Annotated in this window: 14 protein-coding genes and 1 tRNA gene; 2 read left to right on the top strand and 13 right to left on the bottom strand. The window is 47.4% G+C overall.

Annotation, left to right across the window (positions count from 1 at the left end):
• Positions 1-27 precede the first annotated feature (27 nt).
• From AC3WQ3_RS03805 to AC3WQ3_RS03790, 4 genes are all read right to left on the bottom strand, one after another.
• Entirely contained in the window at positions 28-408 is a 381-nt protein-coding gene (locus AC3WQ3_RS03805) for a hypothetical protein (RefSeq protein ID WP_492471489.1), read from the bottom strand.
• Positions 409-522: 114 nt separating this feature from the next.
• Positions 523-1,554, bottom strand: coding sequence for a FecCD family ABC transporter permease (locus AC3WQ3_RS03800; RefSeq protein ID WP_492471488.1), 1,032 nt, complete (start codon positions 1,552-1,554; stop codon positions 523-525).
• 2 nt (positions 1,555-1,556) lie between these two features.
• Complete coding sequence (locus AC3WQ3_RS03795; RefSeq protein ID WP_336780603.1) at positions 1,557-2,612, bottom strand: FecCD family ABC transporter permease; 1,056 nt, start codon at positions 2,610-2,612, stop codon at positions 1,557-1,559.
• Between the two features lie 232 nt (positions 2,613-2,844).
• Positions 2,845-3,579: a glycerophosphodiester phosphodiesterase gene (locus AC3WQ3_RS03790; RefSeq protein WP_492471487.1), complete on the bottom strand. Its 735-nt coding sequence runs from the start codon at positions 3,577-3,579 to the stop codon at positions 2,845-2,847.
• 239 nt (positions 3,580-3,818) lie between these two features.
• Between AC3WQ3_RS03790 and AC3WQ3_RS03785 the strand changes: the two genes are divergently transcribed.
• The gene (locus tag AC3WQ3_RS03785) at positions 3,819-4,091 is read left to right on the top strand and encodes a hypothetical protein (RefSeq protein WP_154895332.1); all 273 of its coding nucleotides are present in this window, start codon (positions 3,819-3,821) and stop codon (positions 4,089-4,091) included.
• A 230-nt stretch (positions 4,092-4,321) separates the two neighbouring features.
• Here AC3WQ3_RS03785 and AC3WQ3_RS03780 read toward each other — a convergent pair whose 3' ends face one another.
• From AC3WQ3_RS03780 to AC3WQ3_RS03750, 7 genes are all read right to left on the bottom strand, one after another.
• Positions 4,322-4,453, bottom strand: a complete 132-nt coding sequence (locus tag AC3WQ3_RS03780; RefSeq protein ID WP_217506391.1) for a YjcZ family sporulation protein — start codon at positions 4,451-4,453, stop codon at positions 4,322-4,324.
• Positions 4,454-4,566: 113 nt separating this feature from the next.
• Positions 4,567-5,154, bottom strand: a complete 588-nt coding sequence (locus AC3WQ3_RS03775; RefSeq protein ID WP_336780600.1) for an LOG family protein — start codon at positions 5,152-5,154, stop codon at positions 4,567-4,569.
• 229 nt (positions 5,155-5,383) lie between these two features.
• A complete protein-coding gene (locus tag AC3WQ3_RS03770; RefSeq protein ID WP_127537820.1) occupies positions 5,384-5,803 on the bottom strand; it encodes a hypothetical protein in 420 nt (139 codons plus the stop codon).
• A gap of 19 nt (positions 5,804-5,822) precedes the next feature.
• Positions 5,823-6,491 (bottom strand): uracil-DNA glycosylase, encoded by a 669-nt coding sequence (ung, locus tag AC3WQ3_RS03765; RefSeq protein WP_127537819.1) that lies wholly within the window; start codon positions 6,489-6,491, stop codon positions 5,823-5,825.
• Positions 6,492-6,795: 304 nt separating this feature from the next.
• The gene (locus tag AC3WQ3_RS03760) at positions 6,796-9,717 is read right to left on the bottom strand and encodes an insulinase family protein (protein WP_492471486.1); all 2,922 of its coding nucleotides are present in this window, start codon (positions 9,715-9,717) and stop codon (positions 6,796-6,798) included.
• 274 nt (positions 9,718-9,991) lie between these two features.
• Positions 9,992-10,077 (bottom strand) — tRNA-Leu (locus AC3WQ3_RS03755).
• Between the two features lie 282 nt (positions 10,078-10,359).
• Positions 10,360-10,818: a general stress protein gene (locus AC3WQ3_RS03750; RefSeq protein WP_336780598.1), complete on the bottom strand. Its 459-nt coding sequence runs from the start codon at positions 10,816-10,818 to the stop codon at positions 10,360-10,362.
• Positions 10,819-11,044: 226 nt separating this feature from the next.
• Between AC3WQ3_RS03750 and AC3WQ3_RS03745 the strand changes: the two genes are divergently transcribed.
• Positions 11,045-11,281 carry a hypothetical protein gene (locus tag AC3WQ3_RS03745; RefSeq protein ID WP_492471485.1) on the top strand — a complete coding sequence of 79 codons (237 nt, stop codon included), beginning with the start codon at positions 11,045-11,047 and terminating at the stop codon, positions 11,279-11,281.
• A gap of 78 nt (positions 11,282-11,359) precedes the next feature.
• Here AC3WQ3_RS03745 and AC3WQ3_RS03740 read toward each other — a convergent pair whose 3' ends face one another.
• Positions 11,360-11,845 (bottom strand): NucA/NucB deoxyribonuclease domain-containing protein, encoded by a 486-nt coding sequence (locus tag AC3WQ3_RS03740; RefSeq protein ID WP_492471484.1) that lies wholly within the window; start codon positions 11,843-11,845, stop codon positions 11,360-11,362.
• Between the two features lie 119 nt (positions 11,846-11,964).
• A complete protein-coding gene (locus AC3WQ3_RS03735) occupies positions 11,965-13,119 on the bottom strand; it encodes a sensor histidine kinase (protein ID WP_492471483.1) in 1,155 nt (384 codons plus the stop codon).
• Positions 13,120-13,158: the final 39 nt, after the last annotated feature.

Below are 13,158 nucleotides of genomic sequence, written 5' to 3'. Positions count from 1 at the left end.
GTTGCAAAAGAAGAGCATGATTACTGATCAATTTCTTTGGGATCTTTTGTATGCAACCCTTCCCCAAATGATCAGACCTGCACAACACAGCAGAACACAGTAGCCCCAGGCAAAAAGCATGGCGATTCCCAGCCCGATATTGGCATCCAGCCGTTCATCGGTTAACTCGGTATAAAAAGCAAAGCCCAAGGGCACCGCCCCCACGATAAATAATACGGCCATCAAACCGCCCCAGCGTCTGAACACCGGCTTTTGATGCGATTGCGACAGTTTTTTAATGCCTCGATACAGGATGACCAGAAGCAAAAGGAATATCAGCCACGTGCCAAGAATTTGCGTCATCTTGTCCGCCTCCTTCGTATATAATCCCAACTTATCATGTAGAAGAATCATTACCTGCTTATCCATTATATTTCGCCCTTCTCCGGTACATTAATCACATCCATATGAATTAAAACAAAAACGCCTTCACCCGGCCCCATGCGAGCCCAATGAAGACGTTCTGTTACCATGTAAATTGCTCTATCTGGTTCTGCTCAATAGATAGAGGAAGTATGGGGCCCCAAGGATGGCAACCAGAATTCCCGCCGGAATCTCGGAAGGCTGCAGAATGACACGGCCCAGCGTGTCTGCAATGAGAACAAGAAGAGAACCGACCAAAGCGGATGCAGGTAAAAGAAACTGATGCTTCGGACCCACAAGGCGTCTGGCCAGATGCGGTCCGATCAGACCTACAAAACCAATTCCGCCACTGACAGATACGCAGGACCCGGCAAGACCTACGGCAGCAGCAAGCAGGATGAGTCTTTCACGATTAACCGATGCACCAAGTCCACTGGCGGTCTGGTCCCCAAGGTTCAGGACATTCAGTACACGCGCCTTATATAGAACGACCGGAATAAGAACAATTAAAAATGGAAGCAATGCCGTTACGAACTTCCAGTTTGATCCCCAAATGCTGCCTGCCATCCATGTCGCCACAAACTGATACTTCTCCGGACTGAGCCGAAGTGTAAGCACAATCATAGCGGAGCTGATTCCGGCAGCTACCCCAATTCCTGTAAGAAGCATACGGGTAGGCATAATGCCCTCTCCCTTCTTGTATGAAAGGACATAGATGAGAAAGGCGGCAAAACTGGATCCAATCAAGGCAAGAATCGGCAGTAAAAATACAGGGGCCGCCGTTGTTGTAGGGAAAAAGGATACAAATAGCATTACGACGAGCCCCGCTCCTGCATTGATCCCAAGTATCCCCGGGTCCGCCAGTGCGTTACGGGACACGCCTTGCAAAATACATCCGGACAATGCAAGCCCGGCACCGACCATGATTGAAATTACAATCCGGGGCAAACGGAACTCAAACAGGATGAGCTCCTGCTTCGGAGTTCCCCCACCGAATAACGTACGCAGCACCTCAAAAGGGCTCAGCTTCGTGAACCCCGTGTTCATGCTAATCATAAATGCAGCAATAATCAATGCACCAAGTACAATCATAACAATGGTGCTTTTCGTTCTCTTTTTGCGCTCAGCACCAGTGAGAGTTGAGGATCCCATAATTACAGAGACCTCCTTTCTTTACGGGCCAGATAGAGGAAGAACGGTACCCCGATCAAGGCAACCAGAGCACCGATTGGTGTCTCGTATGGCGGATTAATCATGCGTGCTGCCAGATCGGCGAATACCAGCAGCAAGCTGCCCATGACAGCGGAACATGGAATGATCCAGCGATAATCAACCCCGACGATTTTACGTGTAAGGTGGGGGATGATAAGTCCAACGAAACCTACAGCACCAACCACGGATACAGCCGTACCCGCAAGAATAAGCACAACGATAAGACCAACGAGCTTAATCAAGCCGGTACGCTGTCCCAATCCGACGGCAATCTCTTCGCCAAGACTAAGAAGCGTGATCGAACGAGAAATAATCAAGCCTACAATGAGTGCAGCCAGGACCCAGGGGAACATGACCCCAAGTTGAGACCATTTTGTACCAGCAACACCTCCCGCTGTCCAGAAGGCCAGATCCTGTCCAATTTTGAAATACAATGCAATCCCTTCACTCAGTGCGGACAACATGGCGGATACCGCTGCTCCCGCGAGCACCAGTCTAAGAGGCGTAAGGCCGGATCTGGACGCTGCTCCGAATCCGTATACAAGCAGTACGCCAAGCCCTGCCCCGATAAAGGAATACATAATGATATACATATACGGCATACCAGGGAAAAAAGCGAAACACACAGCCAGGGCAAATCCTGCCCCGGAATTCAGCCCAAGCAAGCCCGAATCTGCGAGTGGATTGCGTGTCATCCCCTGCATGATTGCACCAGCTACAGCGAAGCAGGCACCAACCATCGCCCCGCCAAGAATACGCGGCAATCGAATTTCCCAGATGATCTGATGCGGGGTAAGATCCGGGTTGAAGTTAAAGATGGCTTGCCAGACTACACCGAGTTTAATATCTGCGGCACCAAAAGAAATGGACAAGGCCATACCCAGGGCGAGCAGTACGAGACCACCAGTCAGGATCAAGGTAGCAGCCCAGGGACGAGTATGTATTTTGGCTGTCGGAGATTCCGTATTATGACTTGCCGATGAAGCCTTCGAACTCATATGTGCCCACCCTTGTTATGAGTGGAGTAGACCAATCCTATGTACATAACAATCACCTCTCTGTTATTGCCGTTCTTTTAATGATATTGATTCTCATTCCCATACATCATTGTATGTCAACAATCTCTCGCTGGCAATGGACAAATGGGACAAGTTTATTGCATTAAACATTTTTTAGAACCAAAAAAGCTGCACCGAGCATAAGGGCTCAGGTGCAGCTTGTGTTTTTTTGTTAACGGCTATGTACTCCAATCAATGCGGCCAGTACATCGGGAACATCCGTAATGATCGCTTCCACACCCATCTGGATCAATGCTTGCATCTCTGCAGGATCGTTTACGGTAAACGGATGTGTCGAAATTCCCTGAGCCTGCGCAGCAGCTACTTCCTCATGTGTTACAGCCAGCTTATATGGATGCAGTGCCGAGGCCTCCAGTTTGGCTGCATAGTCATAAGGACGATAAAGTTTTTCCATGTATAGAAGTGCCGTCCGAATCTCGGGAGCAATACGTTTACACTTCACCAACGATGCATGATTGAAACTGGAAAGGATCACTTGCTGTTCCAAATCCCAATTTCGAATGGCTTGCACAATCTTTTCTTCCATGCTCTTGTAAGCAACAATTCCATTTTTCAGTTCCAGATTAAGCAGAATCCTTTTTCCCCGCACGAGTTCAAACAGTTCTTCCAGTGAAGGGATTCGCTCTTGGGCAAAATCGGCATGGAACCAGCTACCTGCGTCAAGTTTGCGTAATTGCTCGTATGTTGTATCTTTAACCCAGCCGGATGCACCTGCAGTCCGGTTCAATGTCTCATCATGAATCAGTACCAATCTGCCATCACTGGACATCTGAACATCCGTCTCAATACCCGTGGCTCCAAGCTGCAGACAACGTTCGAACGCAGCCATTGTATTCTCGGGACAGACGGCGGAAGCTCCCCTATGCGCAATAATTTCAATCGCCATTCCTCAGCACCTCCTGTATTCGCACATCAAATCTAGCAATTCCAATATACGACCGGTTTGTCATAACCGTATTAACAGAACGTTTAATGCATGTTCGATTCCATATTGGACGTAGATCGTTTGGGGAAGATGTCCATTCAGATTGGGGATTCACTCATTTTTGCGAACTCAATCTGCAAATCGACATAACATAGTATGAGCGATAGAAGTTCCGTACTCCGTCATAAGGAGGTTGACTATTGAAGCCCTTAAGGAACAAGACCCTTCCCCCGCGCTCTCGCATCTCCCAGTCACAGTCGGCTTCCAGGCATTTCAGTCCCTCTGTGCACATCAAAAACCAGTCTAGCAAAAAAACAGCGTCGAATCAGCGGAACACAAATTACATCTCTTCCAGAACCTTGGATCAGCTGGCTGTTGTCGCTGCCATTCTCTCCTTGATCGCAGCTGCCATAGGGCTATATATCGCCTGGAAATCACTGAGTATACCAGACGAGACCGCTGTTGTGGTATAGACCAGTGCAACTTGTAGAACAGCTCTGTATGCCAGACGGTTGACCCTGTTCCTAAATGTCATGCAGGAGCAGGGTTTGTTTATTTTAAGTTCTAATTCATTTCTTCGCAGGAAAAACAAAAAAACCGTTCCCCTGAAACGCCGACAGCTGCCGGCGTTTCTTCGGAAAGGCTTATTCCTCATTCGGTTCGCTTCAGATCCAGCCTTCCCACCCGGGAATGGCTGACCGAATTACAGAATGAAGGTGCGGGAGATGATAACCAGCAGAATGAACAGTACCAAAATCGCGCCTGTAGATGTCCATGCTCCGCCGCCGAAGCCTCCGTATCCATACCCGTAACCTGTGCCTTTGATTTCGCTCATGAGTGACACTCCCCTCTTAAGAAAGTACACTATAGACTATGTCTCGGGCCGCAATTTGCTTGGGCAGAACGGAAAGTTTTCCGCAGATGCCGGTGGTCAACCCCTAACTTGGATTACTTTTGTTCATTAAGCTGAGTCCATTTCTGAGTCAACTGTGCGGGAACGTAAGCCGACATCTTCGCAAGCAGTTCGGCCGGTTCGGATTCAAGACTCCATAGGCTGAGATGAGAAGTATTCGAAAATCCTTCATGGACACTATGCTCCACCAGTTTCATCAAAGGTTCGTAATAACCGTTTACATTCAATAAACCAACTGGTTTACGATGAATACCGATTTGAGCCCAGCACAGCACTTCGAACAATTCCTCAAAGGTGCCCATTCCACCAGGAAGGGCGATAAATCCATCCGACAGTTCCGCCATTGTTGCCTTACGCTCGTGCATTGTCCCTACTTCAATCAGCTGTGTAAGGCCTCCATGCACAATTTCCCCACGAAACAATCCGGTGGGCATAACGCCAATGACTTCTCCGCCATTCGCCAGAGCTGCATCAGCCACCGCACCCATTAATCCCATGCACGACCCGCCATATACGAGGGAGAATCCGTTATCTGCTATTTGCTTGCCCAAGTTGATGGCTTGCTGTGTATAGTCCGGATGATTCCCGGGGTTGGAACCTGCAAAAACACATATACGTTTCAAAGGGCTTCACTCCTTCTTGTTGTCTATCTCATTAGTATATAACAAGAATGTCATTGCTATGTTACCCCTTCATATTGTCTGGAGACAAAAAAAGCCCGACCGTTTGCAGCCGGCCGGGTTCCCATGTTATTACACATCATTTAGAAGGGGTTGTTACATTTAATATAAAGGCCGAAGATTAAATCTATATGATCTTTACATGAAATGAATATTAAATATACGTGCCATATTAGCGTATGCCCCGTCTGGTACGCACTACAAACATATGCTTGTCCTTGCGAAGCAACCGCCCATCTGCAAGCTCGACCTGATCTTCATCATGACGAAGAATCGTCGTGGACAGGGCTACAATTTTGGCCCGCCGCCATATCATGACCTGTGACTTAAAATAGATGGCATTGTCAAATTGAATGGCCTTTTTCATCACATATCCGACCTTATGCACCTCAGAACGTGCTTTCTTCAGAGGAAGGCTCTCTTCGGGCAGAGGTCTGATCATTGCGATATTGTCGAACGACACCTTGATCCGCTTCGGTCCGATTCGTACACAATCCGATTCTTCATCCCACTCTACCAGGGTTCCCTTCAGTGGCTCTCTTATTCCTGTTGCCCGATATACTGCTACTTTTCGTCCAACCCAATGCCGCAATGTCCTCACCTCCGCTTATCTAGTTTTCCGGTATAGTCCAATCAATCGGTTGAATACCTTTGGAGGTCAGGAAGTCGTTGGCTTTGGAGAAGGGCCGACTGCCCAGAAAACCACGATGTGCGGCAAGTGGACTGGGGTGTGTTGATTCCAGCACCAGATGTTTGTCCCGGTCAATAAAGGCTCCTTTTTTCTGTGCATGACTGCCCCACAGCATGAACACCATCGGTTCCGAGCGTTCATTCAAGGCACGAATCACCGCATCAGTGAACTTTTGCCAACCCAGCCCCTGATGAGAATTCGGCTGGCCCTCGCGTACCGTAAGTACATTGTTAAGCAGCAACACACCTTGTTCCGCCCAGTGCACCAAGTACCCGTGTTTGGGAATTGGCAATCCCAGATCTGCATGAAGTTCCTTATATATATTTAGCAGCGAAGGCGGAATGCGTACACCTGGCATGACCGAAAAGCTTAATCCATGGGCCTGTCCAGCTCCGTGATATGGATCCTGACCCAGAATGACCGCTTTGACCTGGTGATAAGGGGTCAGTTTGAGCGCGGAGAACAGATTTTCTTTGGAAGGATATACCGTTTGTGTTTTGTATTCTCCCGCTAATGCATAACGTATATCGTTAAAATACTCCGATTCAATCTCTTCTCTAAGAACTGTGTCCCAATCGTTTTCAAACATATGTATGGGCTCCTTTCCCTGATGACAACATACCCGTGCTGCCAGAAACCTCTGGCTGCCCTTGTGTTGAGCCTGATTCAAGGCTCATAGACTATCCATCATTTTAACATACCTCCGGGCGGCAGGCCAGAAATGTGCTATAGGGGCATATCTGCTCAGACTCTGACTGGTCCTCTGATTATTCTATAAGCTATTTTCATGAGCTATAAACTAAAAAAACGAGCCCCCAGATGGCTAAGCCAACCGGGGACACGTTTTATGTTCATGCATCCATTTTGCGAAAACCCATACACTACTTCTGCATTTAGTACTTAATCAGATCCAGCGTTTCGTCGAACAGGAAGCCTTGCTCTTCGATCTTGCTTTCGTTGCCGACAACGCAGCGATTTCCTTGTTCCAGAATTGCAGATACGAGGGCAGCCGAATCAACGATATGAGCTTCCGTTGTACCCAGCACTTCATCACGCTCCTGTTGAAGATCTGCTTCGGTAACGTTGGACAAATAGCATTCCAGTGAGAAGTTCCCTTCCGAATATGGTGTTCTCGGGGTATCCAGATCCTGGATGGCACCGATAATATACCGCGTCATTTCACGTTCATCCGCTTTGAAATTTTGCAAGTACTGCGGAATGTCTTCATACACTTTGTAGGTTTTCTCAAGGTTAGGGTCTCTGTATGAGGCCAGATAGCTGTCTCCATTCCGTCTAAAACCGCTCATGCAGCCGTAGGCACCACCCTTGGCCCGGATATTCGTCCACAGATAATCAAGAGACAAGATCCCCTGAAGAACCCGCAGCGAGCCTGTATACTGGAAGCCCTTGGTGAGGAAGTTGCCCGTCTGAACAACATATTGCACTTCCGAAGGTGACTTGAAGCCTTCATTATGATAGACCTCTTGGAATTCAGCATGCTCCTTCGCCACATCATGTGTATACAGCTTGGATTTCAGGTCAGACACCTGCTGCTCCAATCCTTCATACCCTTTCTCATCTGCGGTATAGCTGACAAGCAGCAGTTCAGGTCTGAAGATCATGCCAGTCAATTCTTGAAGACGAGTGGCAAGCTCTTCTTTTCTCTCATCATAGTTCGCCTGGAGCTCTTCAATCCATTGATAAAAGGCGATTCCACTCACAGCTTCCCGGAAGGCAGCCACTGCTGAATGTTTGGCAGAAGATCTGCCCATGGCCGCAGAATGTCCACTGTTGATCAAGCTGCGCTGCAATTGTCCCTTCAGTTGGGAAATGATCTCATACAAGCGCTTCGAGTCGTCGAACCGGGAAGTCAGAATGATCTCTTTAATCATGTCAAACGCAAACCCCAGCTTGCTGTACAAAACCTTCGCTCCGAATTCAAAGTGAGCCCGGTACGCGTTGTACTGTTTCGCATCAGCACTCGCACCTACGCTTTCACTGATTCCGCCTGAATGGATATGAATTTCATTGGATAACTCGTTGAATGAGAAATTTTTCGTATCCACATAACCAAGTACACTTTTCAGCAGACCGGCATAAGGCAGCAGATGCTGCGGGATCTCTTTGACATCAAATAAAAGCTTCAGATAACCAATCCCGTTGGTGTATAGATTGTGATGCAGGATCGTTGTGCCCTCTACCGTCTTCAGGGTTTGGTACAGGGTCGATGCTTTGGGTTCGATATCTTCAATCGACAAGGTCGGGATAACCTGCTGTTGTTCTTTGGTCGAAGGCTCATTTTGATAATCCGCAAGCTCTTTTGTTTTTTGCACCAACTCTGCGATTTCGGTCTCATTTAGACTGGACTGATACGATTTCAACCGGGTACGCAGCGCCTCTTCCTTCCGCTGATTCAGCCCTTTATCCGGAGTCACGGCAACAAATGAGGTATGTGTATTTTGCAGCAAATACTGCTCAATCAACTGCTCGAAGTATCCTTCATTCATTTTGGTTCGCAGCGTTGCAAATACGTCATTGGCCTCCAGGTGTGCAAATGGCGCCTGATCATCATAGAGCCAGCTCTGAAGCGTGTAGAAGCCATAGATGAGCCCTTTCGGCATTCTTCCAAAATCAGCTTCACGATGGTTAAATTCATAGGAGTTAATTCCCGCAAGCAGCGCCTTGGGATCAATTCCTTCCTTCACCACACGCTGAAGCACTTCCTGCACTGTATCCAAAAATACCTGCTTGCTCTCCAGGTTACTCTTCTTCAAACCGATGGTCAGTACAGGCTGATACAAGCTGTCGTCATACGAGCCATAGACTTCTTTGGCAATCCCCTTATCCAGCAGTGCCTGCTTCAGAACGGCTCCTGGCGCACTCAGAAGGGCATACTGCAAAATTTGAAAGGCAATATTCAGTTCCTGATCCAGCGTGGTTCCAATGACGGCATTATACGTCAAAAAGCTGTTATCCACTTCCGACTCCGTACTTCCCGCCGAATAGGTTTTGACCACATCCACCCGCTCGCTGAAGGCTTCCTGTACTCCAATCTCCGAGTCAGTCTCGATACGATCGTACTGGTTCAGGTAGGTTTCATCCAACCATTTCAGCTTCTCTTCCATATCCATATCACCGTACAGGTATATGTAGCTGTTCGAAGGATGATAGTATTTCGTGTGGAAATCGAGCAAGCCCTGGTAGGTCAGATCCGTGATCTCATCCGGAATGCCTCCAGACTCGCAGGAATAGGTAGTATCCGGGAAAAGTGAATTCAGGACGGCTCTGCGTACAACACGCTCCGGTGATGAAAATGCCCCTTTCATCTCGTTGTACACCACACCGTTATATGTCAATTCATCCTCTGGCGAGGCCAGATTGTAGTTCCAGCCCTCTTGCAGGAATATTTTCTCGTTCTCATAAATGTTGGTGTTCAGTACCGCATCCAGATAAATATCCATCAAGTTGTGGAAGTCATGATCATTGCGGCTGGCGATCGGGTAGATCGTTTTGTCCGGGTACGTCATTGCATTCAGGAAGGTATTCAGTGAACCCTTCAACAGCTCCACAAAGGAGTCCTTTGCCGGGAACTTCTTGGATCCGCACAGTACGGAATGCTCCAAAATATGAGGTACGCCCGTATTGTCACTCGGAGGGGTTCTAAACCCGATACTGAACACTTTATTGTCATCCTGATTGGATAAAACGACAATTCTGGCACCTGACTTTTTATGTTCAAGCAGATAACCATCTGATTTCAGTTCCTCCATCCTGCGTTCCTGTAAAACCTGGTAAGACTGAAGTTGTTTCAACATATGCTGATCCTCCATCAAAAGAAATTTATTTTTGCTTCTTCGAGTTCCGCAAGATAAAGGTAATTTATGCCTATGGATAGTATACACCATCGTTTCATGTCTTCCTAACTTACAGCCTGAGGCAACTAGACGTCTCCTGATATGTATTATGTACAATTTCGGTTTATGAACCCGAAAGGCCCGGAAATTCAATTCCATAGGGCTCAAAAGGGTATAAAAAAAGATCGCATCGACAGCTTGTTCAACAAGCGTCATGCGATCTTCTTAATAAGGATGCCGAGGACCGGGATCGAACCGGTACGGTAGTCACCTACCGCAGGATTTTAAGTCCTGTGCGTCTGCCAATTCCGCCACCCCGGCATATGTATGTATTACTTTATTACTTGAGGCGACAAGAAATATCTTATCATAGGACTGAACATAATGCAACATATAATTTATTTTTTTAAAATACAACTACCATAAAAAAGTGAAAAGGCACTACCAGCGTCAGCTGGCAGTGCCTAGAAAGTCCGAGTTGCGGTCCCGGACTTTCTATAAACCATCTATATTAAGGGAGGTGTGAGATCATAATACCGCCCCAACATTAAAGAAACCTAAAATCAGGCTTAAATTAAACTAAAAAGTTGCAAGAATCCTGTTCTACGCATCTTCCCCCTTCACAATCGGTGCAATGTGGGCAGCATCTTCCTCACTGCATTCCACCACGATAAGGAAGTGATCCTGAAGAAGCCACTGCTCATAATACTGAGCATCCTCTTCAGCAATACCGGCTTCTGCCAGAGTAAGAACGAGATCATCCGTTTCTCCTCCAATTTCATTGCCAGCCAGTCGGCGAACCGCTTTGCCCGCAGAGATCGTCTGGTCCATGCGTTTTCCCAATGCTGCGAGTACACCCTTGAAGACACCGAATGCACCATCTGTACCAGCACCCTTCAACGGTTTGTCCAGACCTGCTTTTTCACTGATCAAATCAAGATCCAAATGCTCCTTCGCCACAACCCCCATCGCTTCCGCTTCCAATCCTGCTTCCTTGAGCTGGTTAAGCATGATAATCGCTTCGTTCTCCGTTTGAACCAGCCCAACCAATAATTGTGTCATTCCGTTCCCTCCCTAATAGGACATGTAATAAACGCAACGTTATTCCGACTTGGATTAAAGCTCTAACAAATCATCTATTCCATAAGACAATTCACCTAAACCAGAAGGATTTATTTCTTTTCTGGAAATTCATACCTAGTTCTGATAGACTAGATAAAGAAGCCAAATTAACCATTGAAATTATTGACATATTAAGCAACCATCTCATAACCAGGAGCAATGTCTTATGAAAAAAGAGGTAGAAATTGCCATTCGTCGTAATCAACAAATTGCAGTTCGCAACACCAGCGGTCAAACGGTGACCGGATTTCCCGAGCGTTCTGCTGACTCATCCATTCTTACCCTTCGTACGGTCCAGGGAAACCTTTGGATTCCTTTTGATGAGGTTGAGCAGGTTACCCGCATACTGAGTATCCGTTCCCATCATATGAAGGGTATGCAGTTGAGTATTGCAGATCTATAGCTCCGTAGTTGTAAAAAAACAAAAACCAGACCCACTCGGGTCTGGTTTTTGTTTTGGCCTATGGCCTGTATCCTTATGCTACTGTACAACAAACTTCACCCGTGTTCCATCCGGATATGTACTCAGCTGATTACCAACCCATGAACCCGCTCCGCGGTTGTCCTTGGGCGTAATGTACTTGATATCTGCATTTGACCCGCCTTCAGCACACATGGCCATGGGCCACTCATCCCGATCCTTCCCTTTCTTCACGGGTACACCCTTGAGTGACAGGTCGCGATTGGCGTCTGCGCCCTCACGATCAATCGTGCATACATCCGAGTGCCCTGCCTTGATGGCGTCCTTGATATGCTTCGCCGTCTCCGGATACCGATCTGAGGGAAAGGTGATGGTGTGATCCACGCCCTGACTGCTCCCATTAAACGGGGACGGCAGATCCAGCGGCAATTCTCCCTCGAACCAGGCAAAGACAGCCAGAACCACCAGCGTTACCAGCGTAATAAACGATTTCTTAAGATTGCTCCAACCTTTGTTTTTCTTCTTCCTTGTGCGCTTCCTCTTCATGCTGTCTCCCCCGTTCCCTTTTGCATTATACCAGAACGTTCGTTCGTGAAACAATACCAAAAAGACAGTCCGCATCCTCCCGAACTGTCTTCTTTCCGTTTATTCTTATTAATGGCTTGTTATCCCACATGTGGGATAACCTGCTGCCGTAACAGCGGTAGTGTCACATGGAAGTGTGTTCCCTGCCCTAGTACACTCTCTACAGCAATGTCCCCCTGCATCAATTCAAGTAGTTCCTTACAGATGGTCAATCCCAATCCACTGCCACCAAATCTGCGGGCATGAGATACATCCGTCTGGGTGAACGCCTCAAATAATTGGTGTAGCTTCTCTTCAGGAATACCGATTCCTGTATCACTTACGGTGAATAGCAAGGTAATGGAATCCCCGTGTTGTTCCTTCACATCAAGCTGCAGTAACACTTCACCTTGCTCCGTGAACTTAATCGCATTGCTCAGCAGGTTATCCAGTACTTGACGCAGACGCAACGGATCCCCGATTAAAACGTCCGGTACCTGCATGTCGGCCTGACAGCGCAATTGGACCTTCTTTTGTTCAGCCGCAGGCTCGTGCGTTCTAACGATCTGTTGAATGAGCTTAAGCGGCTGAAATTCGATTTGTTCAACTTCCATCTTGCCGCGCCCCAGCTTCGCCATGTCGAGACTGTTATTCACAATATTGAGCAAGGCTTCACCGGACTGACGGGCGAGGTCCAAATATTCTTCTTGCTCCTCACTGATTTCACCCATGCTCGTTAACTCGATCATGCCCATAATCCCATTGAGCGGTGTGCGCAGTTCATGATTTAATTTTCCGATAAACTCCAGGTGTCCCCTGCTGTTCATCTCTGCCATCCTGGCCGCCATGCGAAGCTGCTCTTCGGCATATTTCCGTTCAGAAATGTCATATTGTATGCCAACAAAGAAGAGACACTGTCCCCCATCATCAAATATGGGATCAATGTTCAATTCGTTCCAGAATTGTTGACCACTTTTGGTATAGTTTAAAATATCAATTTTAATGGACTCCTGCCGATTAAGAGCTTTACGAATTTTGCTTACAGTTTCGGGATTCGTGTCCCTGCCCTGAAGGAATCGGCAGTTCTGTCCAACGACTTCTTCAAAGGTATAGCCTGTCAGAGCAGTGAACTGTTCATTGACATATATCAATGGTTGCTCTGGTGAAGTTGCATCGACCACAGTTACGGAAGATTTAAGCTTGGATATTAAAAACTCCCACTGAATGGGTATGGAGTGCTTATTTTGGATGCTCATGCTTCCCCTCCTGTTTTCTTGTGGTCCGTTGCATCAAAT

The organism is Paenibacillus sp. FW104-T2, from assembly GCF_058789975.1.
The sequence above is the reverse complement of the archived record's forward strand: the minus strand, read 5'-3'. Positions and strand labels throughout refer to the sequence as shown.